Here is a 24,276-nt window from a genome sequence, read left to right on the forward strand (position 1 = left end):
AACCCCTAAGTCGCTGGGAAGATTCGGGAATCGCCCTTCCATTCTGCACCGCAGCAAAAAAGCAATCAGGATGCATAGACTCGCGATGCGCGCGGCGTGAGCTAATTGTCAGACACCGGGCTACAATGCCGACTCGATATAGCGATGCGCGGTGGGAGTCACAGCATGGAATGCAAAGTAAGCTGGATGGGGCAAGACGGGATGGCGTTCGCGGCCGAGACGGGTAGCGGCCATCTGGTCACGATGGACGGCGCACCCGAAGGTGGCGGCCGCAATCTCGCGCCGCGTCCGATGGAAATGGTGCTGCTCGGCACCGGCGGCTGCACCGCCTACGACGTCGTGATGATCCTGAAGAAGAGCCGTCAGGAGATCGCCGGCTGCTCGGTGACGCTGAAGGCCGAGCGCGCGAGCGAAGATCCGAAGGTGTTCACGAAGATCCATTTCCACTTCACGGTGACGGGCAAGAATCTGAACCCCGCAACCGTCGAGCGCGCGATCAATCTGTCGCACGACAAGTATTGCTCGGCGTCGATCATGATCGCGAAGACCGCCGAACTCACGCATTCGTTCGACATCGTCGCAATCTGAGCGCGATAGCGATAGTGATGGCGGTCATGGCCGCCATCCGTGCCTCAAATGAAAAAGCCGGCGTCCCAACGGACGCCGGCTTTTCTTATTTGGCGGCAAAGCAGGCCGATAAGCCGGATTCTGTGCACGCGCCGCGTCCGAAGACGCGACGCGCGTGGCAGCCATTCCTCTAGGCGCGCCATTACTGACGCGCTCAAGCTTCCTACCCGCAGACGAGACGGGGGCCCCGTCCTGCATCGCGAAGATGCGCGCCTGCCTACTTGGAATTGCTCCGGGTGGAGGTTACCGTGCCGGTCTGCCTTGCGACAGCCGCGGTGCGCTCTTACCGCACCGTTTCACCCTTACCTGATCCCGGCTTGCGCCGGGCCATCGGCGGTTTGCTTTCTGTTGCCCTGTTCCGCGTGTCGCCACGGATGGCCGTTAGCCATCACCCTGCCCTGTGGAGTCCGGACTTTCCTCGCCCTCGTTGGCCGAAACCGTCGAGGCCGCGACTGCCTGGCCTGCTTTGCTGGCGCGAATTTTAACACCGAACGCGGATCCCGCCGGCGCCGACCTGTGCCGCGCCTAGCGCTTGCGCCGCCCCGCGCGAAACACGGACGTGTCGTCGTAGAACGCTGGCGATTCGTTATCAGGCCACCAGCCCGGAATGCCGAGCACGGGCAGCGGCGCGAACATGCGGCTGGTCAAAGCGTCGGTGCCGAGCAGCGCCGCGCTGACCGCTTCGTCGAGCCACGCGTTGCGCGCAGCGGTATCCCAGTCGAAATACGCTGCCGGCACGTCGACGATCCAGGCATGGCCGGTGCAGCCCTTGAACGGCGCGATCAGCTTCTCCAGCAGCGCATGGCCGAAGCAGCGCACTTCACAGCCTCGGCCCCACGCATCGCGCCGCGCGACGAACAGCGTCTGCCAGTCGAAGCCGCGTAGCGCGGCGCTCAGCGAAGGATCGGCGCAAGCGAACAGCAGCGCGTTTTCGTCGAACAGGGTCAACATGTCGCGCACGCCGCCGCGCGTCGGGCCGACGCCAAGCACGTCGAGTTCCGCCGACTGGCGCGCGTTCAGCGCCGCCTTGATGCGCGGAAAGGCGAACCACATCGAGCCGTTGAAGAAGTCGTGCAGATTGTGGCGCGTCGGCACGCAACCGGTCGACGCGATATGCGCCTCGTACGCGGCGCCCGCCGGCAGATCGTCCTGCGCGATGAACGCAAGACGCTGGCCGCGGCCGGTGGTTTGTTGCATCTGGGCGGCGTCGGCGTTCATCACGGCGAGCAGGTCCGCGTAGCCGGTCAGCGCGGCTTGCTGCCAGCGCTGACCGCGAGCGGCGAATTGCGCAAACCACGCCTTCGACCAGTCGATTGCGGCGAAGCCTGGTGATAGAGGTTCGGTTGCCATGCCGCGCGCGGCTTTGGCCGCGGCTTCGTGCGCTACTGCGGAGCCCGCTTTCACCGCGACCTCATCCGCAGCGCGCTGCCGCGCCCCAAGCTCCCGCATCTAGCGCAGCCTCAAACGAGACGCCAGCCAATCGACTCACCGCCTCGCAGCGGCACGACCGGCGTATCGCCCGCCGGCAGCTCGGCCGGCAACGTCCACTCCTCGCGACGCAGCGTGACCTTCTCCGTATTGCGCGGCAAACGGTAGAAGTCCGGACCGTGGAAGCTCGCGAAGCCTTCGAGCTTGTCGAGCGCGCCGGCCTTGTCGAACGCTTCGGTGTAAAGCTCGAGCGCGTGCAGCGCGGTGTAGCAGCCCGCGCATCCGCACGCATGCTCCTTCAGCCCCTTTGGATGCGGCGCGCTGTCGGTGCCGAGAAAGAAGCGTGGATTGCCGGATGTCGCCGCCTCGACCAGCGCGACGCGATGCGTCTCGCGCTTGAGCACCGGCAGACAGTAGTAATGCGGACGGATGCCGCCCTGGAAGATCGCGTTGCGGTTGTACAGCAGGTGATGCGCGGTGATCGTCGCGCCGAGCAGTTCGGGAGCGGCGCCCGATTCACGGATGTAGTCGACCGCGTCCTTCGTCGTGATGTGCTCGAACACGACCTTCAGCGCCGGAAACTCGCGACGCAGCGGCATCATCACGCGATCGATGAAGACCTTCTCGCGGTCGAACAGATCGATGTCCGAATCCGTCACCTCGCCATGCACGAGCAGCGGCATGCCGACTTCCTGCATCACTTCCAGCGTCTTCGCGCACTTCATCAGGTCGGTGACGCCCGCGTCGGAGTTCGTCGTCGCACCCGCCGGGTACAGCTTCACGCCGTGCACGAAGCCGCTTTCGCGCGCGCGGCGGATTTCGTCGGGCGGCGTGTTGTCGGTCAGGTACAGCGTCATCAGCGGCTCGAATTTCGCGCCCTCGGGAATCGCCGCGATGACGCGCTCGCGATATGCCCCGGCCATCGCCGTCGTCGTGACCGGCGGCTTCAGGTTCGGCATGATGATCGCGCGACCGAACTGGCGCGCCGTATCAGGCAGCACGGCCGCGAGCATCGCGCCGTCGCGCACGTGCAGGTGCCAGTCGTCCGGGCGGACTAGCGTGATGGAATCAGGGGAAACGTTGGAAGCAGTCATGGCAGGGAAACGAGACTTCGCGCGCCTGGCTGATCGACCGGTCAAACCGCGTTGTTGCGGCCCGAACACATGTCAATTCTGCTATTTGGCGTCTCCGGCTCGGTGATATGCTTGGAAAATCATCATTGTAACGGCTCGCTCCGTTCACAGGCTCACCGCAACATGTGCCAACTTCTCGGAATGAACTGCGCCGCGCCGACGGACGTCACGTTTTCCTTCACCGGTTTCGCGGCGCGTGGCGGCGTCACCGATCACCACGCCGACGGCTGGGGCATCGCTTTCTTCGAGGACAAGGCCTGCCGGCTGTTCATCGATCATCAATCGTCGGCCACATCGCCGATCGCCGAGATGGTCAAGCGCTACCCGATCAAATCCAAAAACACGATCGCGCACATCCGCAAGGCGACGCAAGGGCACATCCTGCTCGAAAACTGCCACCCGTTCATGCGCGAGCTGTGGGGGCGTCACTGGATCTTCGCGCATAACGGCGATCTGCAGGCTTACGCGCCGGAGTTGAACGGCGTGTACCAGCCAGTCGGCACGACCGACAGCGAGCTCGCGTTCTGCGCGCTGCTGCAAGGTTTGCGCAAGGCCTTCCCGGGCACGCAGCAACCACCGCTTCACGAACTCCTCGCCGCGCTCGAAGCGCTCACGCGCGACATCACGCAATACGGCGTGTTCAATTTCCTGATGTCGAATGGCCAGGCGCTGTTCGCGCATTGCTCGACGCATCTGCATTACCTTGTGCGCCGTTGGCCGTTTTCGACCGCGCATCTGGTCGACGCAGACGTGTCGATCGATTTCGCCAAATACACGACGCCCGAAGACCGCGTCGCGGTGATCGCCACCAAGCCGCTGACCGACAACGAAGTGTGGACCGCGTTCAAGCCCGGCGATCTGCTGATGTTCCAGCATGGCGAAGTGATCGGTCGCACCAACATTCCGGTGCCGGAGTCGGTGCTCGAGAAGCTGCGCAATCCGGCGCTCGATGCATCGGCGTCGGCCGCGACGATCGCGGCGTCGAGCGGAGCCACGCTTTCGTCCGACAGCGAGGCGGATCTCGAAGCCGCGGACGACACGGCGGCGTTCGAGTCCTAGGCCGCTGCCGCCCCCTTGAACCCGGGCAATAAAAAGCCGCTCCGTGGAGCGGCTGGCTTTCTTTCATCCGACGCAAGCCCCGGACCGAGGCCTGCGCGCCAATCCTCAGTGCAGGATCTTCGCGAGAAAATCCTTCGCGCGATCCGACTTCGGATTCGCAAAGAAGTCTTCCTTGCGGTCGTCCTCGACGATCAAGCCCTTGTCCATGAAGATCACGCGATGTGCGACCTTCTTCGCGAAGCCCATTTCGTGCGTCACGCACATCATGGTCATGCCTTCCTGCGCGAGTTCGACCATCACGTCGAGCACTTCGTTGATCATCTCCGGGTCGAGCGCCGAGGTCGGCTCGTCGAACAGCATCGCAATCGGGTCCATCGACAGCGCGCGCGCAATCGCCACACGCTGCTGCTGACCACCGGACAGCTGCCCCGGATACTTGTCCGCATGCGCGCGCAGACCCACGCGATCGAGCAGCTTCAGGCCCTTCGCGGTCGCCTCGTCGTTCGAGCGGCCGAGCACCTTGATCTGCGCGAGCGTCAGGTTCTGCACGATCGACAGATGCGGGAACAGCTCGAAGTGCTGGAACACCATGCCGACCTTCGAGCGCAGCTTCGACAGATTGGTTTTCTTGTCGGTCAGCGACTGGCCGTTGATGACGATCTCACCCTTCTGAAACGGCTCGAGGCCGTTGACGGTCTTGATCAGCGTGGACTTGCCCGAACCGGACGGCCCGCACACCACGACCACTTCGCCCTTTTTGACTTCCGTCGTGCAGTCGGTCAGCACCTGGAAGTGGCCATACCACTTCGAAACATTCTTGATAGAGATCATCTTGCGACCTTTTTCTGAAGACCTTTGACGAGGCTCGACGCGATCACGCAGATCACGAAATAAACTGCGCCCGCGAACAGTACCATCTCGACATTCGTGCCGTCACGATCGCCAATATTCGTGGCCGTGCGGAAGAAGTCGGCGAGGCTGATCACGTAGACGAGCGAAGTATCCTGAAACAGCACGATACCTTGCGTGAGCAACAGCGGCACCATCGCGCGGAACGCCTGCGGCAGTATGATCAGACGCATCGCCTGACCATAGGTCATGCCCAGCGCGAATGACGCGTTGACCTGGCCGCGCGGCACCGACTGAATGCCGGCGCGGATGATCTCGGAATAATACGCGGCCTCGAACAGCGAGAACGCGACCATCGCCGAGGCGAGCCGGATGTCGATGTCCGGCGACAGACCGAGCACGCTTTGCAGCACCTGCGGCACGATCAGGAAGAACCACAGCAGCACCATCACGAGCGGGATCGAACGGAAGATCGTCACGTAGCCCTGCGCGAACCACGCGAGGGGCTTGATGGGCGACAGCCGGAACATCGCGAGAATGGTGCCCCAGATGATGCCGAACACGATCGCGATCAGCGTGATCTTGAACGTGATGATGGCGCCGGTCCACAGCGTAGGCAGCGCGCCCGGAATACCGCTCCAGTCGAAATGATGCATCACTTGCCTCCGATATAGCCGGGCAGCCGGGTCTTCGCTTCGACCCAGCGCATCAGTTGCATCACGATCAGATTGATCAGCATGTACGCGAGCGTGACCGCAATAAACGACTCATACGTCTGCGACGTGTAGTCAACGAGCTGACGCGCCTGCGCGGACAGATCGAGCAGACCGATCGTCGAGGCGACCGCGGAGTTCTTGAAGATGTTCAGAAACTCCGAGGTGAGCGGCGGCACGATGATCCGGTATGCGACCGGCAGCAGCACGTAGCGATACGTCTGCCATTGGGTGAAGCCCACCGCGAGACCGGCCGCGCGCTGGCCGCGCGGCAACGCGTTGATGCCCGAGCGCACCTGCTCGCACACGCGCGCGGCGGTGAAGAGACCCAAACACACGATCGACGAGGAGAAGAACTGCGCGCTCGGCGGCAATTGCTTGAACCAGTTGCCGATCGACACAGGCAGCAACTCCGGTATCACCAGATACCAGATAAAGAACTGCACGATCAGCGGAATGTTGCGGAAAATTGCGACGTAGACGGTGCCGATGCCCGACGCCCATTTGTTCGGCACCGTGCGCAGCACACCGAACAACGAGCCGACGATCAGCGCGATCACCCATGCCGACAACGACACGGTGACCGTCACCCACAGACCCGACAACAGCCAGCCCAGATAGGTAGTCGGCTCGCCCGTGGAGACGGGACTCAGCAGAATGCCCCAGTTCCAGTGATATGACATGACGAAGACTCCGGCAAAAAGAAACGGAAGAAGCGCGTGGCCCCTTCCGTCCCGTTCAGCGTTACGAAAGTGTCGAAAAAGCAGCTAGCGTTTAGTCGATTGCCTTGTCGTTCGGATTCTTGAACAGCGCACGCATATCGTCGCTCATCGGGAAGTTCAGGTTCAGGCCCTTCGGCGGGATCGGCGATTCGAACCAGCGCTTGTAGATCTGCTCGCCTTCGCTCGACGTTTGCACCTTTGCGATTGCGTCGTCGGCGACCTTCTTGAAGTCGGCGTCGTTCTTGCGCAACATGCAGCCGTACGCCTCACGCGATTGCGGCGCGCCGACGATCACGAAATCGCCCGGGTTGCTCGACTTCGCGCGCTCGCCGGCGAGCAGCGCGTCGTCCATCATGAACGCTGCGGCGCGACCCGTCGACAGCGTCAGGAACGACTCGCCGTGATCCTTTGCGCTGATGATGTTCATGCCCATGCTCTTGTCCTGATTCATCTTGCGAAGGATGCGCTCGGACGTGGTGCCAGCGGTCGTCACGACCGTCTTGCCCTTCAGGTCCGGGAAGTCCTTGATGCCGGAGTCTTTCCTGGTCATGAGGCGCGTGCCGATCACGAAGATCGTGTTCGAGAAGGCGGCCTGTTGCTGGCGCTCGAGGTTATTCGTGGTGGAGCCGCACTCGATGTCGATCGTGCCGTTCTGCACCAGCGGAATGCGGTTCTGCGACGTGATCGGCACGAGCTTGACCTTCAGGTTCGGCATGTTCAGCTTCTGCTTGACGGCCTCGACGATCTTCATCGCGTAATCCTGCGAGTAGCCGATCACGTTCTGCTTGTCGTCGTAATACGAGAACGGAATCGACGATTCGCGATGGCCCAGCGAAATGACGCCCGTGTCCTTGATCTTTTTCAGTGTGCCTGAATCTTGCGCGTGCGCGCCAACCGTAAACAAACCGAGAGTCGCAAGCAGCAGCGCAGCTTTTTTAATCTTCATGTTGATCTCCTATGCAAGAACGGGCGCCAGTGTAGCAAAGTAATTTTTCTGAAAGTAATACTATTAACCGTGCTGTTGCGCGCACGCCGCGATGAGTCCACGGCGCCGTCGCACAGCCGTTTCGCGCGCATGCGAAGGCGGACGGCATCGATAGATGTCGTCCGCCGGTAAAGCACGCCGTCTTGTGGACCGCGCTGATGCACAAAGTCGGGCGGTTGCGCCTCCCGGCCCGAAAACAGGGCCGCGTAACCGCCTTTTCAAACAGAGTAGAACACGGTCAATCAGGGATACAAGCCACGCATTTCGCGCGCTTGCAGAATCCGCTTACAAGCGACGATGAAAGCCGCCGTGCGCACCGACACCTTCTGCTCGCTCGACACCTGCCAAACCGCCGCGAACGCTTCGCGCATCACGCGCTCGAGCCGCTCGTTGATCTCGTCCTCGGTCCAGAAGAAGCTCGAGAAGTCCTGCACCCATTCGAAGTACGAAACGGTCACGCCCCCCGCGTTCGCGACCACGTCCGGAATCACGAGGATGCCGCGGTCGTGCAGGATGTCGTCGGCCGCCGTCGTGGTCGGGCCGTTCGCGCCTTCGACGATGATCTTCGTCCTGATCTTGCCGGCGTTCTTTTCGGTGATCTGATTTTCCAGCGCCGCCGGAATCAGGATGTCAGACTCGACCGTCCAGAACTCATCGCTGGAAATCGCGTCGGCTTCAGCGAAACCGCCGACGCCGCCCGTCTTCGCGACGTATTCGAGCAGCGCGACCGCGTCGATGCCGTCGGACTTGTACACCGAGCCGGTGTGGTCCTGCACCGCGACGACTCTCGCGCCCGCTTCCTGGAAAAGACGCGCAGCGATCCCGCCGACGTTGCCGAAGCCCTGCACCGCGATGCGCGCGCCTTCAATGTCGAAGCCGATGCGTCGCGCCGCTTCGCAGCCGACCACGAACACGCCGCGGCCGGTCGCCTCGCGACGCCCGAGCGAGCCGCCGAGCGTGATCGGCTTGCCGGTCACGACGCCGGTAGCGGTCTGGCCCTGGTTCATCGAGTAGGTGTCCATCATCCACGCCATGATCTGCTCGTTCGTGTTCACGTCCGGCGCGGGGATGTCGGTATTCGGTCCGATGATGATGCCGATTTCGCTCGTGTAGCGGCGCGTCACGCGCTCCAGCTCGCCGCGCGACAGCGTGCGCGGATCGACACGAATGCCGCCCTTCGCGCCGCCGTACGGCACGTTCACCGCGGCGTTCTTCACCGACATCCACGCGGACAGCGCCATCACTTCGGACAGCGTAACGTCCTGGTGATAACGCACGCCGCCCTTGCCCGGGCCGCGGGACACGTTGTGCTGCACGCGATAGCCCTCGAAGTGCGCGACCGTGCCGTTATCGAGCTCGATGGGCACATCGACGATGAGAATGCGCTTCGGGCGCTTCAGGGTTTCGAGCCAGCGGGACAGCGAACCGAGATACGGCGCGACGCGGTCGACCTGGCGCAGGTAGTTGCCCCAGGGGCCGAGGTCTTCGCTATTGAGGTAGGAGGGAACGGACTGCAACGTTGAAGCAGATTGTGCGGCTTGTTGCTGGGATGACATGAACGCTCCGGCGTTTGATCGAGTACGGGCATTGTGGAAAAACGCCGTATCGAAATCCAATGCCGTTTCCTTATCCCGTTATGTTTTTATTGCATAACGTTCGGAAAGCCGCAAATTCGCGTCGTCGCGATGCAGGTTTGAGCTTGAGTTTTATGCCGCGTCTAATACCGGGTTTTATGCACCGCCCTGCCTGAGTTCTTCCGACACCACGTCCCACAACTGCCGCACGAGGATCTGACGCGCGTCGTCGCTTTTCGCGGCGAGCTTGTCGCGATACAGGCGAATCTCCATGGTGAGGGTCAGTTGTCCTTCAGGCGTGCCGCGCGTCGCGCGATCGAGGCGGATCAGCCGGCCTTCGGCCACCGCATCTTCGACCGCGCTATGCGGCAGAAACGCGATGCCGTGACCGGCGAGCGCCATCGCCTTGAGTCCCTCGGCCATGTCGGTTTCGTAGAGACGGTCCAGGTACAGGCGCTCCGGCGCGTTCGCGAGAATCACCTCGGTCATGCGCCCGAGGTACGCGTTCGGCGTGTACGAGAGATAGGGCGCGGGTGCATCGGCCGAGCCCGGCAGTGTGTAACGCGGACGGCCCGCCCGGGCCGGCACCGAGAACGGGCTGATCGGCTCATGGCCAAGTGTCAGCATGTCGTAGCGGGCGGGATCGAGCGCGACCGGATGGCTCGGATGGTGATAGCCCATCATCAGATCGCAGCCGCCTTCCACCAGCGACAGCGCCGCGTCGTGCACGTTCAGTGCGCGCAGTCGCGTATGGATCGGGCCCATCTGCGCCTCGATGCGCTGCAGCCAGCGCGGGAAGTAAGTGAGCGACAGCGTGTGCGGCACCGCGAATTCGATCGTCGCCTGCGGCGTCGCCGTGTGGCCGCGCAACAGCGCGCGTGCCTCGTGGAACTGCGACAGCATCGTGAGTGCCTGCTCGTTGAACACCTGGCCGGCCGCCGTAAGGCGCGTCGGATAAACCGAGCGGTCGATCAATTCCGTGCCGAGCCACGCTTCGAGCGCCTGGATGCGTCGCGAGAAAGCTGGCTGCGTAACGTGGCGCAATTCGGCCGAGCGGCTGAAACTACGCGTTTCCGCGAGCGAAATGAAGTCTTCTAGCCATTTCAGTTCCATGCGATTGCGCTTGCCATCGGGAGGGAAGAAGTCTGCATTCTAGCGGCGCGGGCTGCGGCTGACGCATCCGGGCAGGCCCATCACGGCACAGTGGTAAAATTCACGGTTCCGTCTGTCCCCGATCCGCTCGCTGAGCGCTCAACGCTTCAACCCGGTTCTCATCATGTCCGACATCCACCCCGACACCCTGTTCGCGCTGAACGCGCTCTCCCCGCTCGACGGCCGCTATGCCGCGAAAACCGAAGCCCTGCGCGACTGGCTCTCGGAAGCCGCCTTCATGCGCAATCGCGTGACGGTCGAAATCCACTGGCTGATCGCGCTGTCGCGCGCCGGTTTCGCCGAAGTGCCGCGCTTCTCCGAAGCGTCCGAGCAGTTCCTGCTGCAACTGGCCGAGCGCTTCACCGCGCACGACGCCGCGCGCATCAAGGAAATCGAGCGCGTAACGAATCACGACGTGAAAGCGGTCGAGTACTGGCTGAAGGAATCGGTGAAGGGTCAGGAAGAACTGGAGCGCGCGAGCGAGTTCATCCACTTCGCGTGCACGTCGGAAGACATCAACAACACGTCGCACGGCCTGATGCTTGCCGGCGCGCGCGAACACGTGATCCTGCCGGCGCTGCGTTCGGTGCATCAACGCCTCGTCGCGCTCGCGCACGCGCACGCCGCCCAGCCGATGCTGTCGCGCACGCACGGCCAGCCGGCCAGCCCGACCACGCTCGGCAAGGAAATCGCCAACGTCGCCGCGCGTCTCGCACGTGCGATCGAGCGCATCGCAAAGGTCGAACTGCTCGGCAAGATGAACGGCGCGGTCGGCAACTTCAACGCGCACCTGTCCGCGTATCCTGAGTTCGACTGGGAAGCGTTCTCGAAGGACGTCGTCGAGAACCGCCTGAAGCTCACGTTCAATCCCTATACGATCCAGATCGAGCCGCACGACTACATGGCCGAGCTGTTCGACGCGATCTCGCGCGCGAACACGATCCTGCTGGATCTGGACCGCGACGTGTGGGGCTACATCTCGGTCGGCTACTTCAAGCAGCGCACGAAGGCCGGCGAAATCGGCTCGTCGACGATGCCGCACAAGGTCAACCCGATCGACTTCGAAAACTCCGAAGGCAACCTCGGTCTCGCGAACGCAACGCTGCGTCACCTCGCCGACAAGCTGCCGGTGTCGCGCTGGCAGCGCGACCTGACCGACTCGACGGTGCTGCGCAACATCGGCGTCGCGTTCGGCTACTCGCTGCTCGCGTACGACTCGCTGATCCGCGGTCTCGACAAGCTCGAAGTGAACGCGCAGCGTCTGGACGAAGACCTCGACAACTGCTGGGAAGTGCTGGCCGAGCCGGTGCAGACCGTGATGCGCCGTTATGGCATCGAGAATCCGTACGAACAGCTGAAGGAACTCACGCGCGGCAAGGGCATCACGCGCGAGGCGCTGCAGAGCTTTATCGGCGGTCTGGCAATTCCGCAAGACGCGAAAGACCGTCTGCTCGCGATGACGCCGGGCTCGTACATCGGCAAGGCCGTCGAGCTGGCGAAGCGGATCGGCTGACCGGCTAGTCCAACTTCAGCGCATAAAAAAGCCGCTCCCTGGAGCGGCTTTTTTTCGTCCTGCTATCGAAGCTGGAACGCGGATCAATCGAAGACTCAGCGCGCTTCGACCTGCTTGAGCACCTCGTCGACGATCTGCTCAGGTGTCATCTCGATGCTGACTGTGATCGCTTCCTCGTCACCCGGTTCCTCGAGCGTATCGAGCTGGCTTTGCAGCAACGAAGGATCGAAGAAATGCCCGGTGCGATGCCCGAGACGCTCCGCGAGCACCTCGCGCGAACCCTTCAGGTAGACGAAGCACACGTCCTTGTCGCCGGCGCGCAGAATGTCGCGATACGAGCGCTTCAGCGACGAGCACGTGAACACCGCCGTCTCGCCCGCCTTCTGCTTTTCCTCGATCGCCGCGCGGATCGTCTTCAGCCACGGCCAGCGGTCTTCGTCGGTGAGCGGGATGCCGTGGTGCATCTTCTCCTTGTTCGCCGCGCTATGGAACGCGTCGCCGTCAGTGAACGAGCATTGCAGGCGTTCGGCCAGCATTTCGCCAATCCTGGTCTTGCCGGCGCCCGACACGCCCATTGCGATCAGAATCATTTGAAACTCCTTACAGGACCGCCGCGAGCGCGAAGGTCAGGGCCAGCCCCATCACCGAGATGATGGTCTCGAGGAGCGACCACGTCTTGAAGGTCTGCCCCACCGTCATACCGAAGTATTCCTTGATCAGCCAGAAGCCGCCGTCGTTCACGTGCGAGAAGATCAGCGAGCCTGAGCCGGTCGCGAGCACCATCAGTTCCGGCTTCACCTGCACCGCGCCCGCCGCCGCGATCGGCGCGACGATGCCGCAGGCGGTCGTCATCGCGACGGTGGCCGAACCGGTCGCGAGACGGATCATCGCCGCGACGAGCCAGCCGAACAGCAGCGGCGACAGATGCACCGCGGTCGCCACGTTGGTGATTTCCTTCGAAATGCCGCTATCCATCAGCACGCGGCCAAAACCGCCGCCCGCGCCGACGATCAGCGTAATGCCCGCGATCGGCGCCAGGCATTCGCCGCAGAACTTCTGGATCTGCTCGCGATTGAAGCCGCGGCTCGCGCCGAAGGTCCAGAAGCTGACCAGCACGGCCGTCAGGAGCGCGACGTCGGTGTTGCCGAAGAAACGCAGCAGATCGTTCGGCAGTGTCTTCGGCTCGAAGACCAGGTCGGCCCAGCTGCCCACCAGCATCAGAACCACCGGCAACAGGATCGTGACCAGCGTGATGCCGAAGCCCGGCAGTTCGCGCTTCGGTGTGTTGGCTTTCGCGCCGTTGCCATTACTCGCACCGCTGCCGAGAAATTGCGCGGCAAGCGGATTTTCCTTCGGCAACTGGATATGGCGGCTCACCAGCAGCGCGAAAAGCGGACCGGCGACGATTGCGCACGGCACGCCGACGATCAGACCGTAGGCGATCGTCTTGCCAATGTCGGCGTTATACGCCTGCACGGCGAGCAGTGCGGCCGGGTGCGGCGGAATCAGCCCGTGCACGACGGACAGACCCGCGACCATCGGCAGGCCGACCAGTAGCAGCGATTTATTGGTGCGCTTGGCGACGTTGAATGCAATCGGAATCAGCAGGACGAAACCGACTTCGAAGAACACCGGCAAGCCGACGATGATCGCGACGACCATCATCGCCCAGTGAATGTGCTTCTCGCCGAACCAGTTGATCAGCGTGGTTGCGACGCGCTCGGCGCCGCCCGATTCGGCCATCATCTTGCCGAGCATCGTGCCGAGGCCGACCACGATGGCGATGTGTCCAAGCGTGTTGCCGTTACCTGTTTCGAACGATTTGACGATGGTCTGCATCGGCATGCCGGCCACGAGGCCGAGCAGCAGCGAGACGATGATCAGGACGAGAAACGGATAGATCTTTAAGCGCGTGATCATGAAGATCAGCAACGCGATCGCGATCAGCGCGTATACCAGCAGCATGCTGCCGTGGACAGCTTCCATGAAGCTACTCCTTTAAGTTATTGATTTCTGGGTGCGGGCACGGCCGGCACTTCGTCTCACGGCAACCTGCGCGATGCCTGAAAAACCGGCTAGCCGCGCGGTGGCTGAATTTTACTGTTTGTTTCCCGAAAGCGCGCGCCAATCCAGCACGCATAACTAGCAAAAAAAAAGAGCCTCGGCGCGACAGCCTGTTGCGGCTGTATCGACGAGACTCCTTGGCACGGTTCAGGTAACCGATGCGCTCTTGTGGCGTTTAGTGTGCGGGCGCGGCCAGCTCGCTCGCGGCGCGCGCGAGGCGCGTGACCTCATCCCAGTTCTTTGCGGCGAGCGCGGCCTTAGGCGTGAGCCACGATCCGCCGACGCAAACCACGTTCGGCAACGACAGGAAATGCGGTGCGCTTTCCGGCGTGATGCCGCCGGTCGGGCAGAACTTCAGCGCCGGGAACGGACCGTGGAACGCCTGTAGCATCGGCACGCCGCCCGCCTGCTGCGCGGGGAAGAACTTGACGATCTCGTATCCGAGTTCGAGTGCGAGGATGATGTCCGACGGCGTCATCACGCCGGGCAACAGCGGCAGACCCGCATCCTGAGCGGCCTGGTGCAGCTCTTTGGTCAAGCCGGGCGACACGCCGAACTGTGCGCCCGCCTTCTTCGCCTGCTCGCAATGCTCGGGCTTCGTGAGCGTGCCGACACCGACCACGATGTCGTCGGCGAGTTCGCACGCACGCTCGATCGCACCGAGGCCCGCCGGCGTGCGCAGCGTGATTTCGAGCACTTTCACGCCGCCCGCATGCAATGCGCGCGACACGTGTTCGCCCTGTTCGACCGTGTCGAACGCGAGCACCGGAATCACCGGGCCGAGGCGCACGATATCGCTTACTGTTTTCGCCGTCATGGTCAGACTCCTTGTTTCTGAAGCGCCGCGCCGGCTTGCGCGGTGCTCGTGTGATGGCCGCTGGGTTGATGGCCGTGCTTGTCGCCGTGCTTATGGTCACTGCCGTGGCCGTCCTCGCCGACCAGCCTGCCGAATACCGACGCGCCCTGCTCCGCCGGCGCCGCCGCCGCCCGGAATACGCCGAACAGCTCGCGGCCGAAGCCGACTTCGTTGTCCGCCTGATGCAGCGGCTCTGCGTTCGGACGCGCGGCCCATTCGGCGGCGTCGATTTCGATGTCGAGCACGCCGGCTTCGGCGTCGATCACCAGCATGTCGCCGGTGCGAACCTTGCCGATCGGCCCTTGCAGCAACGCTTCCGGCGACAGATGAATCACCGCCGGCACCTTGCCCGACGCGCCCGACATGCGGCCGTCGGTCACCAGCGCGACATGGAAACCCTGATCCTGCAGCACACCGAGCAGCGGCGTCAAACGATGCAGCTCGGGCATGCCGTTTGCCTGCGCGCCCTGAAAGCGCACCACCGCGATGAAGTCGCGCTTGAGCTCACCATTGTCGAACGCTTCCTGCACCGCTTCCTGCGAATCGAACACGATCGCTGGCGCCTTCACCTTGCGGTGCTGCGCCGCGACCGCCGAGATCTTGATCACGCCACGGCCGAGCTTGCCCTGCATCAGACGCAGGCCGCCGTCCGGCTGGAACGGCTCCTTGATGCCGCGCAGCACCGCGGTATCCGCGCTGGCCTCGACGCCCGCCACCCATTGCAGCTTGCTGTCGATCAGCTTCGGCTCCTCGGTGTAGCGCTTCAGGCCCTTGCCCGCGACCGTGTTCACGTCTTCATGCAGCAGACCGCCTTCGAGCAGATTGCGCACGAGGAACGCGACACCGCCCGCCGCGTGGAAGTGGTTCACGTCGGCCTTGCCATTCGGATAGATCTTCGCGAGCAGCGGCACGGCCTGCGACAGCGTGTCGAAGTCGTCCCAGTCGATCACGATGCCTGCCGCACGCGCAATCGCGACGAGGTGCAGCGTGTGATTGGTCGAGCCACCGGTCGCCAGCAGCGCGACGATGCCGTTGACGATCGCCTTCTCGTCGACGACATGGCCGATCGGCATGTAGTGACCGCGCTCGACGGTCAGATCGAGCACGCGGCGCGCGGCCTGCGCGGTCAGCGCGTCGCGAAGCGACGTGTGCGGATGCACGAAGGCCGAGCCAGGCAGATGCAGGCCCATCACTTCCATCAGCATCTGGTTGCTGTTCGCGGTGCCGTAGAAGGTGCAGGTGCCGTGGCTGTGATAGGCGGCCGCTTCCGCTTCGAGCAGCGCCTCGCGGCCGCACTGGCCGGTCGCGAACTGCTGGCGCGTCTTCGCTTTGTCGTCATTGGACAGGCCGCTCGCCATCGGCCCCGCCGGCACGAAGATGGTCGGCAGATGGCCGAATTGCAGCGCGCCGATCAGGAGACCCGGCACGATCTTGTCGCAGATGCCGAGGCACAGCGCCGCGTCGAACATATTGTGCGTGAGCGCGACGGCCGTGCTCATCGCGATCACTTCGCGCGAGAACAGCGACAGCTCCATGCCCGCGTTGCCCTGCGTGACGCCGTCGCACATCGCCGGCACGCCGCCCGCGAATTGCGCGACGCCGCCGTTTTCACGCGCGGCCTGCTTGATGATGTCCGGGTAGTTTTTGTACGGCGCGTGCGCCGACAGCATCTCGTTGTACGAGGAAACGATGCCGATGTTCGGCTCGCGGATCTGCTTGATCACGAGCTTGTCGTTGCCTTCGAGGCCTGCGAAACCGTGGGCGAGGTTCGCGCACGACAACGCGCCGCGCGCCGGGAAGCGCCCCTGCGCATGCTGGATACGGGCCAGATACGCTTCACGGGTGGGCTTGCTGCGCTCGATCACGCGTTTGGTGACCTTCAACAATTGCGAATGCGGGGAAACCATCGGAGCTCCTTCGTCGTTGGCGGCAGGCGCGCGCATGACACCAGGCGGTATCGCGGGGTTGTGTTGTCGAACGAGGCAATGTTAGTAGAAAAACTACATGATCGCAATGACGAACTCTGCTGCGACGCCGCATCGCGCTGATGGCCGCATCGCCCTATTGACGGTGCTTGTACGCTCCACAGCAAAAACCCAGGGAATACACTTACTCATCGATATGTAGTTTTTGTACATCCCTTTTGTATGCCATCGGTCAATCGGATATAGTCCACACGTTCTTCAGCATAGTGCGAGTTTTCCGATGATGCTGTCCCAGGTGGAGGAGATGCGCGACCAGCTGCGCCCGTCCGAGCGCAAGCTGGCCGATTACGTGATCGAGGCGCCGCGCGAGGTGCTCGATCTGTCGATGACCGAGGTCGCCGCGCGCGCGGGCGTGAGTCAGCCGACGATCGCGCGCTTCTGTCACGCGCTCGGCTTTTCCGGGTTTCGCGAGTTCAAGATCCGCCTCGCGCAGGGCATCGCCGCCGAAGTGCCGGCCGTCTATCGCGACGTGCGGCCCGACGAGCCGACGCCGGGCGTCGCCGCGAAGGTGCTCGACCGGACCATCGGCGCGCTGATCCAGGTGCGCAACAATCTGTCGTCGGACAGCGTCGCGGCGGCCATCGACATCCTCGCGCGGGCGAAGCGCATCGAGTTCTACGGCGCGGGCGGCTCGGGCATCGCCGCACTCGACGTGCAGCACAAGTTCTTTCGGCTCGGCATGCCGAGCGTCGCCTATTCGGACCCGCATACGTTTCTGATGTCGGCGGCGCTGCTGGGCGAGGGCGACGTCGTGGTCGCGATCTCGAACACGGGCCGCACGCGCGACATCATCGACGCCGCGAAGGCCGCGCTGAAAGCGGGCGCAAAGGTGATCGCGATCACGCACGGCAATTCGCCGCTCGCGCGGCTCGCAACCGTGGGCCTCTTTGCAAACGTCGACGAAGACACGGATATCTTTTCGCCGATGACCTCGCGCGTGTCGCATCTTGCGATCGGCGACATTCTGGCGGTCGGCGTCGCGCTGAGCCGCGGGCCGGACCTGGTGGAGAAGCTCGCGCAGACGAAGGAAGTGATTCATCGGCGGCGGGTGGATTCGCGGGGATAACGCGCGACGAAAAATAAAACAAAGGGCGGTGTGCCGTTCAACCGGCGCACCGCCCTTTCCGTCTGTTCCAGCCCGGCGCTGAACGCCGTCAGCCGCTCAGAACGGCTTGATCACCACCAGCGCGACCGCCACGAGCATGCCAAGCACCGGCAATTCGTTGAACATCCGATACCACTTGTCCGAGCGGCGATTCTCGCCGCGCTCGAACCTGCGCAGCAGCACGCCGCAATACGCGTGGTAGATGACGAGCAGCACGACCACGCCGACCTTCGCGTGAATCCAGCCCTCCCCGCTGCCGATGCCGATGACGAGCCACAACCACAGCCCGCACGCGATCGCGGGCACGGCAATGAGGCTCATGAAGCGGAACAGTTTGCGCGCCATCAGCAGAAGACGCGCCGTCGCGGCGGGTTCCGTTTCCATCGCCAGATTGACGAAGATGCGCGGCAGATAAAACAGGCCCGCAAACCAGGAAGCAATCAATACGATGTGAAACGTCTTTACCCAGAGCATCGGCGGGTCCTTGTTGTTGTGGCGCTTCGATTCGTGGTTATTGACGGCCTTCGCCGTGACCCAGCACGACGTACTTCAGCGATGTCAGCCCTTCGAGGCCGACCGGACCACGCGCGTGCAGCTTGTCGTTGGAGATGCCGATCTCGGCGCCGAGGCCGAACTCGAAGCCGTCCGCGAAACGCGTCGACGCGTTGACCATCACGCTTGCCGAATCGACTTCGCGCAGGAAGCGCATCGCGCGGTCGTGGTCTTCGGTGACGATCGCGTCGGTGTGCTGCGAGCTGTACGTGTTGATATGCTCGATCGCCGCGTCGATGCCGTCGACCACCTTGATCGCGAGTACGGGCGCGAGATATTCGGTGCGCCAGTCTTCCTCGGTCGCGTCGACGAGCGGACCGACGCCCGCATCGGCCAGCACCGCGCGCGCCGCCGCATCGACGCGCAGCTCGACTTCCTTGCCGCGATACAGCTTGCCGAGCGGCGGCAGCACTTCAGCCGCGATGCCGCGCGCGACCAGCAGCGTCTCCATCGTGTTGCAGGTGCCGTAGCGGTGCGTCTTCGCGTTGTCGCAGACATTGAGCGCCTTCGCCAGGTCCGCGCGATCGTCGACATAGACGTGGCAGATGCCGTCGAGGTGCTTGATCATCGGCACGCGCGCTTCGTTCATCAGACGCTCGATCAGGCTCTTGCCGCCGCGCGGCACGATCACGTCGACGTACCCGGTCATCGTGATCAGCTTGCCGACCGCCGCGCGGTCCGCCGTCGCGACCACCTGCACCGCGTCCTGCGGCAAGCCAGCGGCTTCGAGCCCCTCGCCGATCAGCTTCGCGAGCGCGGTATTGCACTCGAGCGCTTCGGAGCCGCCGCGCAGAATGGTCGCATTGCCGGACTTCAGGCACAACGCGGCCGCGTCGATCGTCACGTTCGGGCGCGATTCGTAGATGATGCCGATCACGCCGAGCGGCACACGCATCTGGCCGACCTGAATGCCGCTCGGCCGATACTTCAGATTGCTGATTTCACCGATCGGATCGGCCAGCGCCGCGACCTGGCGCAGGCCTTCGACCATCGTCTTCAGCGCCTTGTCCGACAGCGTCAAACGGTCGATGAACGCAGCGTCGTGCCCCTTGCCGCGAGCGCGTTCGAGGTCGCGCGCGTTGGCGGCCTTCAGCAGATCGGCATCGCGCTCGATAGCCTCGGCAACAGCCGCGAGCGCCGCATTCTTCGCGGCGGTCGAGGCACGCGCCATCGCGCGCGAAGCCTGGCGGGCGCGCCGGCCGAGGTCGGTCATGTACTGGTCGATATCCATGGTCATTCTCGTGATGCCCCGCACTTTTGCGTGCGGTGGTCGGGCAAGATTAGCGAAAGATCAAACGATTGTAAGTCGGGTACTGGGGCTTTGCTCGCGCGCGGGCAGCGGGTGCGATGAGCTGTCGCGGGTTTGCCGATGCGTGGCGTCGAGCGTGCGGCACGCGAAACGCGGTGGTCTGCAGGTGGAACGGCTGGCGGTTGCTACGCGATTGCTCGCGTCAGACTGGCCGCCGCGTTGGCTCCGCGGTTGACGCCCGAGGTCGCGGCGGCGGCACTGGCGACGCTGCCGGCGATTTCGGCGCGGCCACCGCCATGGCGAGCTCGAACAGGCCGTCCCACGGATCGGGAGGAGGATCGTTGCGATGATTGCGCGGCGTGCCGCCCGACAAACCCTTCACCTGCCGGTCGAGCCGCGCCGCCAGCGCGAGCGCCTTCTCGAGCGCCGCTTCGCTGACGCGCGACAGTGCCGGCCCGATCAGCCGTTCGCGCGGACCCCACACGCGGTTCTCGCGGGTGAGCATCGCGAGCGGCTTGCCGGCCGCGACGCCGCGCTTGATTCGCAGCAGCGTGCGCACTTCCTCGACGACGGCCCACAGCACGAGCACCGTGGCCTCGCCTTCACCGCGCAGCCCGTCGAGCATGCGCGCGAGACGGCCGACGTCGCCCGCGAGCATCGCCTCGTTGAGCTTGAACACGTCGTAGCGCGCGACGTTGAGCACCGCATCCTGCACCTGATCGAAGCTCAACGAGCCGCTCGGATACAGCAGCCCGAGCTTCTGGATTTCCTGATGCGCGGCGAGCAGATTGCCCTCGACGCGCTCGGCGATAAACGCGAGGGCGCGCCGCCCTTCCTCGCCAGCCGCGACGCGCTGCCCCTGGGCCGCGAGCCGCTGCCCGACCCAGTTCGGCAGTTGCGCGCGCTCGACCGGATCGATCTTCAGCGCGACGCCGGCATCGGCGAGCGCGGTGAACCATGCCGACTTCTGCGTGGCGGCGTCGAGGCGCGGCAGCGTGATCATCGTCAGCACGTCGTCATTGACGGTCGACGCGAGCGCCTTCAGCGCATCGGCGCCTTCCTTGCCCGGCTTGCCCGACGGAATGCGCAACTCGACGAGCTGCCGGTCGCCGAACAGCGACATCGACTGGCTTGCGCCGAGCAGCGAACTCCAGTCGAAACCGCGCTCGACCGTGAACACCGAGCGGTCGGTGAAGCCCGCCGCGCGCGCAGCCGCACGGATGCGGTCACAGGCTTCCTGCGCGAGCAGGTGCTCGTCGCCGTACACGACGTACAGTCCGGCGAGGCCCTTGGCGAGATGCGCTTCGAGCGCGTCAGGTCGCAGTTGCATGGCTGGCGGTTGACGGGATGGATGAGATTCGACGAATCACGAACAGAGCGACGCTCACAGCGGCGGCGGCGGCAGCGGTGCGCGCGGCGCGATGGCCGGCACGGCTTCTGCCGGTGTCGGATGCAGCGAGCGCACCACGCCGAGACGGCGGACCAGCTGATCGACCGCGTCGTTCTCCATGTCGGCGAACAGGATGTCGGACTCGGCGGCCTTCGCCTGCGAGAACTGGTCGCTATAGGTCATCGCGCGGTTCAGCGCGATCACGCTGCCCGGAATCAGCACGGTGCCGTCCTTGCCGGTCAGCGTGTAGGTCATATGCAGATTCAGCTGATACTCGGCGACGACGCCCAGCGAATTCAGCGTCAGCGTGCTGGTGCTGCGGTTCTGCGTGATTTGCAGGATCGCGTCGGCATTGGCGGGCGTGCTGACCACCACGGTGTCGCTGCCGCCCTGCACCATGCGCGTGAAGCGCGCGATGGCCGCGGGCGAGCCGCCCGCCACATAGAGGCGCTTGAACGCGAAGTCCTGCTGGCCGCGCAACTGGAAGCCGCAGGCCGACAACATCATTACGCTGCAAACGAGCGTCAAAAACGATCTGCGAGTCACATTCGCTCCCGGTTCGCAGTGGATTCGCGGTGCCGAGGAACGCCGCCGGGCGGCGTTCCATCTGCCGGATGAAGGTGTGGAAACGTCAAACGACCACGTTCACGAGACGGCCCGGCACCACGATTATCTTCTTCGGCGCCTTGCCTTCGCTGAACTTCCCGACCATTTCGTGCGCGGCCGCCTGCTGCTCGATGGCTTCGCGCGATGCGTCCTTGGCCACCGTGATGGCGCCACGCACCTTGCCGTTCACCTGCAGCACAAGTTCGATCTCGGCCTGCTCGAGCGCCTTCTCGTCGACCTTCGGCCACGGCGCGTCGAGCAGCGGGCCGAATTCGTCCGCGTAGCCAAGCTCCTGCCACAGTCGGAACGTCAGGTGCGGAACGACGGGGTACAGCACGCGCAGCATCACGCCGTAGGTTTCACGCAGCACGGCTGTCTGCGCGCCCTTCGCGCCGTCGAGCGCGTTGAGCATCTTCATCGCGGCCGACACCACCGTGTTGTATTGCAGACGCTGATAGTCGAAGTCCGCCTGCTTCAGCACGCTGTAGATCTCGCGACGCAACGCCTTGTCGGCTTCGCCCGCCTGAGCGGCGTCGAACTGGCCGCCCGCGCGCAGCGCGGCTTCATTCGTGTAGCCGAAGTTCCACACGCGACGCAGGAAGCGGCTCGCGCCTTCGACGCCCGAACCCGACCACTCGAGCTGCTGCTCGGGCGGTGCGGCGAACATCACGAACAGACGCGCGGTGTCCGCGCCGTGCTGATCGATCAGCATCTGCGGGTCGACGCCGTTGTTCTTCGACTTCGACATCTTCTCGACGCCGCCAAGCACGACCGGCTGGCCGTCCGCGTTCAGCAGCGCGCCGACCGGGCGGCCCTTGTCGTCGAACGACACGGTGACGTCGGCCGGGTTGTACCAGGTCTTCTTGCCCGCTTCGTTTTCGCGGTAGTAGGTTTCATTGAGCACCATGCCCTGCGTGAGCAGGTTCTTCGCCGGCTCGCCGAACTTCACGAGACCGAGGTCGCGCATCACCTTCGCCCAGAAGCGCGAGTACAGCAGGTGCAGGATCGCGTGCTCGATGCCGCCGATGTACTGGTCCATCGGCGCCCAGTAGTCGGTGCGCTCGTCGACCATCGTCTTCGCATCCGGCGACGCGTAGCGGTAGAAGTACCACGACGAGTCGACGAAGGTGTCCATCGTGTCGGTTTCGCGCTTCGCCGCGCCGCCGCACTTCGGACACGTGCAGTTCAGGAACGCTTCGGACTTCGCAAGCGGATTGCCCGTGCCGTCCGGCACGAGGTCTTCCGGCAGCACGACGGGCAGATCCTGTTCCGGCACCGGCACGTCGCCGCAGCTCGGGCAGTGGATGATCGGAATCGGCGTGCCCCAATAACGCTGGCGCGACACGCCCCAGTCACGCAGACGCCACGTGATCTGCTTGTCGCCGAGGCCGAGCTCCTTGAGATCGGCGGCGATGCAGTCCACTGCTTCGTCGTACGCGAGACCGTCATACTTGCCGCTGTTCACCAGCGTGCCGGCTTTCTCGCCGTACCACTCGGCCCAGGCTTGCGTCGAGAATTGCTTGCCTTCGACCGCCACCACCTGCTTCACCGGCAAACCGTACTTCTTCACGAACGCGAAGTCGCGCTCGTCGTGCGCCGGCACGCCCATCACAGCGCCTTCGCCGTAAGTCATCAGCACGTAGTTGCCGATCCACACCTCGACCTGCTCCTGCGTCAGCGGATGCGTGACGTAAAAGCCGGTGGCCATGCCCTTCTTTTCCATCGTCGCGACGTCGGCTTCGGCGACGCCGCCGCGCTTGCATTCGTCGATGAACGCCTGCAGCTCCGGCTTGCCTTGCGCGAGGCGCGTGGCAAGCGGATGCTCGGCGGCAATCGCGCAAAACGTGACGCCCATGATCGTGTCGGCGCGCGTCGTAAACACGCGCAGCAGCTTCTGTTCGCCGTCGATCTCGTACGGGAACCCGAAGTTCACCCCGAAGCTCTTGCCGATCCAGTTCTGCTGCATGATCTTCACGCGCTCAGGCCAGCCGAGGCCATCGAGATCGTTCAGCAGCTCATCCGCGTACTGCGTAATGCGCATGTAGTACATCGGGATTTCGCGCTTCTCGACGAGCGCGCCCGAGCGCCAGCCGCGCCCGTCGATCACCTGCTCGTTCGCGAGCACGGTCTGGTCGACCGGGTCCCAGTTCACGGTGCCGGTTTTCTTGTACGCGATGCCCTTTTCCAGCATCTTCAGGAACAGCCACTGGTTCCACTTGTAATAGTCAGGGCTGCAAGTCGCGACTTCGCGCGACCAGTCGATTGCGAGGCCCATCGACTGCATCTGCTTCTTCATATAAGCGATGTTGTCGTAGGTCCACTGCGCGGGCGGCACGTTGTTGGCCATCGCGGCGTTTTCCGCCGGCATGCCGAACGCGTCCCAACCCATCGGCATCAGCACGTTGTAGCCGTTCATCCGCAGATAGCGGTACATCACGTCGTTGATCGTGTAGTTGCGCACGTGCCCCATGTGCAGCTTGCCCGACGGATACGGCAGCATCGAGACGCAGTAGAACTTGGGCTTGTCGCTGGTTTCCGTCGTCTTGTAGGCGTCGATGGCGCGCCATTGCCCTTGCGCGGCGGCTTCGACGTCGGAGGGAACGTATTTTTCGTGCATGGTGTGATGGGATCGCTGGGTTCGGTGCTTTCGCACCGGCCTGGTGCTCTGCAGAATATTGTGGCGTCGTTTCCCCATTGGCGAGGAAAGGGCTGAT

21 protein-coding genes and 1 other RNA gene are annotated in these 24,276 nt (G+C 63.8%); 4 read left to right on the forward strand and 18 right to left on the reverse strand.

Annotated features, from left to right (window positions below; genetic code table 11):
- The first annotated feature begins 165 nt into the window (after nt 1-165).
- Nucleotides 166-588 (forward strand): OsmC family protein, encoded by a 423-nt coding sequence (locus L0U81_RS13255; protein WP_230562358.1) that lies wholly within the window; start codon nt 166-168, stop codon nt 586-588.
- Between the two features lie 93 nt (nt 589-681).
- Here the strand turns inward: L0U81_RS13255 and rnpB are convergent.
- The 3 genes from rnpB to pyrC form a co-directional block, all read right to left on the reverse strand.
- Nucleotides 682-1,095, reverse strand: an RNA gene (rnpB, locus tag L0U81_RS13260) — RNase P RNA component class A.
- 57 nt (nt 1,096-1,152) lie between these two features.
- Nucleotides 1,153-2,076 (reverse strand): DUF3025 domain-containing protein, encoded by a 924-nt coding sequence (locus tag L0U81_RS13265; RefSeq protein ID WP_233803327.1) that lies wholly within the window; start codon nt 2,074-2,076, stop codon nt 1,153-1,155.
- Between the two features lie 11 nt (nt 2,077-2,087).
- Nucleotides 2,088-3,149, reverse strand: coding sequence for a dihydroorotase (gene pyrC / locus L0U81_RS13270; protein WP_233803329.1), 1,062 nt, complete (start codon nt 3,147-3,149; stop codon nt 2,088-2,090).
- A 162-nt stretch (nt 3,150-3,311) separates the two neighbouring features.
- Between pyrC and L0U81_RS13275 the strand changes: the two genes are divergently transcribed.
- On the forward strand, nt 3,312-4,247 hold the full coding sequence (locus L0U81_RS13275) for a class II glutamine amidotransferase (protein ID WP_233803330.1): 936 nt from the start codon (nt 3,312-3,314) through the stop codon (nt 4,245-4,247).
- A gap of 105 nt (nt 4,248-4,352) precedes the next feature.
- On the opposite strand, the gene L0U81_RS13280 is transcribed toward L0U81_RS13275, so the two are convergent.
- From L0U81_RS13280 to L0U81_RS13305, 6 genes are all read right to left on the reverse strand, one after another.
- The gene (locus L0U81_RS13280) at nt 4,353-5,078 is read right to left on the reverse strand and encodes an amino acid ABC transporter ATP-binding protein (protein WP_013090513.1); all 726 of its coding nucleotides are present in this window, start codon (nt 5,076-5,078) and stop codon (nt 4,353-4,355) included.
- Nucleotides 5,075-5,752: a glutamate/aspartate ABC transporter permease GltK gene (gene gltK, locus L0U81_RS13285; protein WP_233803332.1), complete on the reverse strand. Its 678-nt coding sequence runs from the start codon at nt 5,750-5,752 to the stop codon at nt 5,075-5,077. The genes L0U81_RS13280 and gltK overlap by 4 nt, the downstream gene beginning before the upstream one ends.
- The gene (locus L0U81_RS13290; protein ID WP_233803334.1) at nt 5,752-6,492 is read right to left on the reverse strand and encodes an amino acid ABC transporter permease; all 741 of its coding nucleotides are present in this window, start codon (nt 6,490-6,492) and stop codon (nt 5,752-5,754) included. Before L0U81_RS13290 ends, gltK begins: the two co-directional genes overlap by 1 nt.
- Nucleotides 6,493-6,583: 91 nt before the next feature.
- On the reverse strand, nt 6,584-7,477 hold the full coding sequence (locus L0U81_RS13295; protein WP_233803336.1) for a glutamate/aspartate ABC transporter substrate-binding protein: 894 nt from the start codon (nt 7,475-7,477) through the stop codon (nt 6,584-6,586).
- A 281-nt stretch (nt 7,478-7,758) separates the two neighbouring features.
- The gene (locus L0U81_RS13300) at nt 7,759-9,072 is read right to left on the reverse strand and encodes a Glu/Leu/Phe/Val family dehydrogenase (RefSeq protein ID WP_233803338.1); all 1,314 of its coding nucleotides are present in this window, start codon (nt 9,070-9,072) and stop codon (nt 7,759-7,761) included.
- Between the two features lie 174 nt (nt 9,073-9,246).
- Nucleotides 9,247-10,203, reverse strand: coding sequence for a LysR family transcriptional regulator (locus L0U81_RS13305; protein WP_233803340.1), 957 nt, complete (start codon nt 10,201-10,203; stop codon nt 9,247-9,249).
- Between the two features lie 163 nt (nt 10,204-10,366).
- Between L0U81_RS13305 and purB the strand changes: the two genes are divergently transcribed.
- Nucleotides 10,367-11,755: an adenylosuccinate lyase gene (gene purB / locus L0U81_RS13310; protein WP_233803342.1), complete on the forward strand. Its 1,389-nt coding sequence runs from the start codon at nt 10,367-10,369 to the stop codon at nt 11,753-11,755.
- 95 nt (nt 11,756-11,850) lie between these two features.
- Here the strand turns inward: purB and L0U81_RS13315 are convergent, their stop codons facing one another.
- From L0U81_RS13315 to edd, 4 genes are all read right to left on the reverse strand, one after another.
- Nucleotides 11,851-12,345 carry a gluconokinase gene (locus L0U81_RS13315; RefSeq protein ID WP_233803344.1) on the reverse strand — a complete coding sequence of 165 codons (495 nt, stop codon included), beginning with the start codon at nt 12,343-12,345 and terminating at the stop codon, nt 11,851-11,853.
- A 10-nt stretch (nt 12,346-12,355) separates the two neighbouring features.
- On the reverse strand, nt 12,356-13,741 hold the full coding sequence (locus tag L0U81_RS13320; RefSeq protein ID WP_233803346.1) for a GntP family permease: 1,386 nt from the start codon (nt 13,739-13,741) through the stop codon (nt 12,356-12,358).
- Between the two features lie 253 nt (nt 13,742-13,994).
- On the reverse strand, nt 13,995-14,636 hold the full coding sequence (eda, locus tag L0U81_RS13325) for a bifunctional 4-hydroxy-2-oxoglutarate aldolase/2-dehydro-3-deoxy-phosphogluconate aldolase (protein ID WP_233803348.1): 642 nt from the start codon (nt 14,634-14,636) through the stop codon (nt 13,995-13,997).
- Between the two features lie 2 nt (nt 14,637-14,638).
- Complete coding sequence (gene edd / locus L0U81_RS13330) at nt 14,639-16,582, reverse strand: phosphogluconate dehydratase (RefSeq protein WP_233803350.1); 1,944 nt, start codon at nt 16,580-16,582, stop codon at nt 14,639-14,641.
- Nucleotides 16,583-16,880: 298 nt separating this feature from the next.
- Between edd and L0U81_RS13335 the strand changes: the two genes are divergently transcribed.
- On the forward strand, nt 16,881-17,726 hold the full coding sequence (locus tag L0U81_RS13335; protein ID WP_233803352.1) for a MurR/RpiR family transcriptional regulator: 846 nt from the start codon (nt 16,881-16,883) through the stop codon (nt 17,724-17,726).
- Nucleotides 17,727-17,822: 96 nt separating this feature from the next.
- Here L0U81_RS13335 and L0U81_RS13340 read toward each other — a convergent pair whose 3' ends face one another.
- The 5 genes from L0U81_RS13340 to leuS form a co-directional block, all read right to left on the reverse strand.
- Complete coding sequence (locus tag L0U81_RS13340) at nt 17,823-18,239, reverse strand: CopD family protein (protein ID WP_233803354.1); 417 nt, start codon at nt 18,237-18,239, stop codon at nt 17,823-17,825.
- A gap of 37 nt (nt 18,240-18,276) precedes the next feature.
- Nucleotides 18,277-19,548, reverse strand: a complete 1,272-nt coding sequence (locus L0U81_RS13345; protein WP_233803356.1) for a glutamate-5-semialdehyde dehydrogenase — start codon at nt 19,546-19,548, stop codon at nt 18,277-18,279.
- Nucleotides 19,549-19,768: 220 nt separating this feature from the next.
- A complete protein-coding gene (gene holA / locus L0U81_RS13350) occupies nt 19,769-20,896 on the reverse strand; it encodes a DNA polymerase III subunit delta (RefSeq protein ID WP_233803358.1) in 1,128 nt (375 codons plus the stop codon).
- Nucleotides 20,897-20,950: 54 nt separating this feature from the next.
- On the reverse strand, nt 20,951-21,502 hold the full coding sequence (locus tag L0U81_RS13355) for an LPS-assembly lipoprotein LptE (RefSeq protein WP_233803360.1): 552 nt from the start codon (nt 21,500-21,502) through the stop codon (nt 20,951-20,953).
- Nucleotides 21,503-21,587: 85 nt separating this feature from the next.
- Nucleotides 21,588-24,179: a leucine--tRNA ligase gene (gene leuS, locus L0U81_RS13360; RefSeq protein ID WP_233803362.1), complete on the reverse strand. Its 2,592-nt coding sequence runs from the start codon at nt 24,177-24,179 to the stop codon at nt 21,588-21,590.
- Nucleotides 24,180-24,276: the final 97 nt, after the last annotated feature.

This window comes from Paraburkholderia sp. HP33-1, from assembly GCF_021390595.1.
Lineage (GTDB): Bacteria > Pseudomonadota > Gammaproteobacteria > Burkholderiales > Burkholderiaceae > Paraburkholderia.

What these genes read in the sequence shown, in the direction of transcription:
- L0U81_RS13255 (WP_230562358.1), top strand. Translation starts at nt 166, where the DNA reads ATGGAATGCAAAGTAAGCTGGATGGGGCAAGACGGGATGGCGTTCGCG.
- L0U81_RS13265 (WP_233803327.1), bottom strand. Translation starts at nt 2,076, where the DNA reads ATGCGGGAGCTTGGGGCGCGGCAGCGCGCTGCGGATGAGGTCGCGGTG.
- pyrC (WP_233803329.1), bottom strand. Translation starts at nt 3,149, where the DNA reads ATGACTGCTTCCAACGTTTCCCCTGATTCCATCACGCTAGTCCGCCCG.
- L0U81_RS13275 (WP_233803330.1), top strand. Translation starts at nt 3,312, where the DNA reads ATGTGCCAACTTCTCGGAATGAACTGCGCCGCGCCGACGGACGTCACG.
- L0U81_RS13280 (WP_013090513.1), bottom strand. Translation starts at nt 5,078, where the DNA reads ATGATCTCTATCAAGAATGTTTCGAAGTGGTATGGCCACTTCCAGGTG.
- gltK (WP_233803332.1), bottom strand. Translation starts at nt 5,752, where the DNA reads ATGCATCATTTCGACTGGAGCGGTATTCCGGGCGCGCTGCCTACGCTG.
- L0U81_RS13290 (WP_233803334.1), bottom strand. Translation starts at nt 6,492, where the DNA reads ATGTCATATCACTGGAACTGGGGCATTCTGCTGAGTCCCGTCTCCACG.
- L0U81_RS13295 (WP_233803336.1), bottom strand. Translation starts at nt 7,477, where the DNA reads ATGAAGATTAAAAAAGCTGCGCTGCTGCTTGCGACTCTCGGTTTGTTT.
- L0U81_RS13300 (WP_233803338.1), bottom strand. Translation starts at nt 9,072, where the DNA reads ATGTCATCCCAGCAACAAGCCGCACAATCTGCTTCAACGTTGCAGTCC.
- L0U81_RS13305 (WP_233803340.1), bottom strand. Translation starts at nt 10,203, where the DNA reads ATGGAACTGAAATGGCTAGAAGACTTCATTTCGCTCGCGGAAACGCGT.
- purB (WP_233803342.1), top strand. Translation starts at nt 10,367, where the DNA reads ATGTCCGACATCCACCCCGACACCCTGTTCGCGCTGAACGCGCTCTCC.
- L0U81_RS13315 (WP_233803344.1), bottom strand. Translation starts at nt 12,345, where the DNA reads ATGATTCTGATCGCAATGGGCGTGTCGGGCGCCGGCAAGACCAGGATT.
- L0U81_RS13320 (WP_233803346.1), bottom strand. Translation starts at nt 13,741, where the DNA reads ATGGAAGCTGTCCACGGCAGCATGCTGCTGGTATACGCGCTGATCGCG.
- eda (WP_233803348.1), bottom strand. Translation starts at nt 14,636, where the DNA reads ATGACGGCGAAAACAGTAAGCGATATCGTGCGCCTCGGCCCGGTGATT.
- edd (WP_233803350.1), bottom strand. Translation starts at nt 16,582, where the DNA reads ATGGTTTCCCCGCATTCGCAATTGTTGAAGGTCACCAAACGCGTGATC.
- L0U81_RS13335 (WP_233803352.1), top strand. Translation starts at nt 16,881, where the DNA reads ATGATGCTGTCCCAGGTGGAGGAGATGCGCGACCAGCTGCGCCCGTCC.
- L0U81_RS13340 (WP_233803354.1), bottom strand. Translation starts at nt 18,239, where the DNA reads ATGCTCTGGGTAAAGACGTTTCACATCGTATTGATTGCTTCCTGGTTT.
- L0U81_RS13345 (WP_233803356.1), bottom strand. Translation starts at nt 19,548, where the DNA reads ATGGATATCGACCAGTACATGACCGACCTCGGCCGGCGCGCCCGCCAG.
- holA (WP_233803358.1), bottom strand. Translation starts at nt 20,896, where the DNA reads ATGCAACTGCGACCTGACGCGCTCGAAGCGCATCTCGCCAAGGGCCTC.
- leuS (WP_233803362.1), bottom strand. Translation starts at nt 24,179, where the DNA reads ATGCACGAAAAATACGTTCCCTCCGACGTCGAAGCCGCCGCGCAAGGG.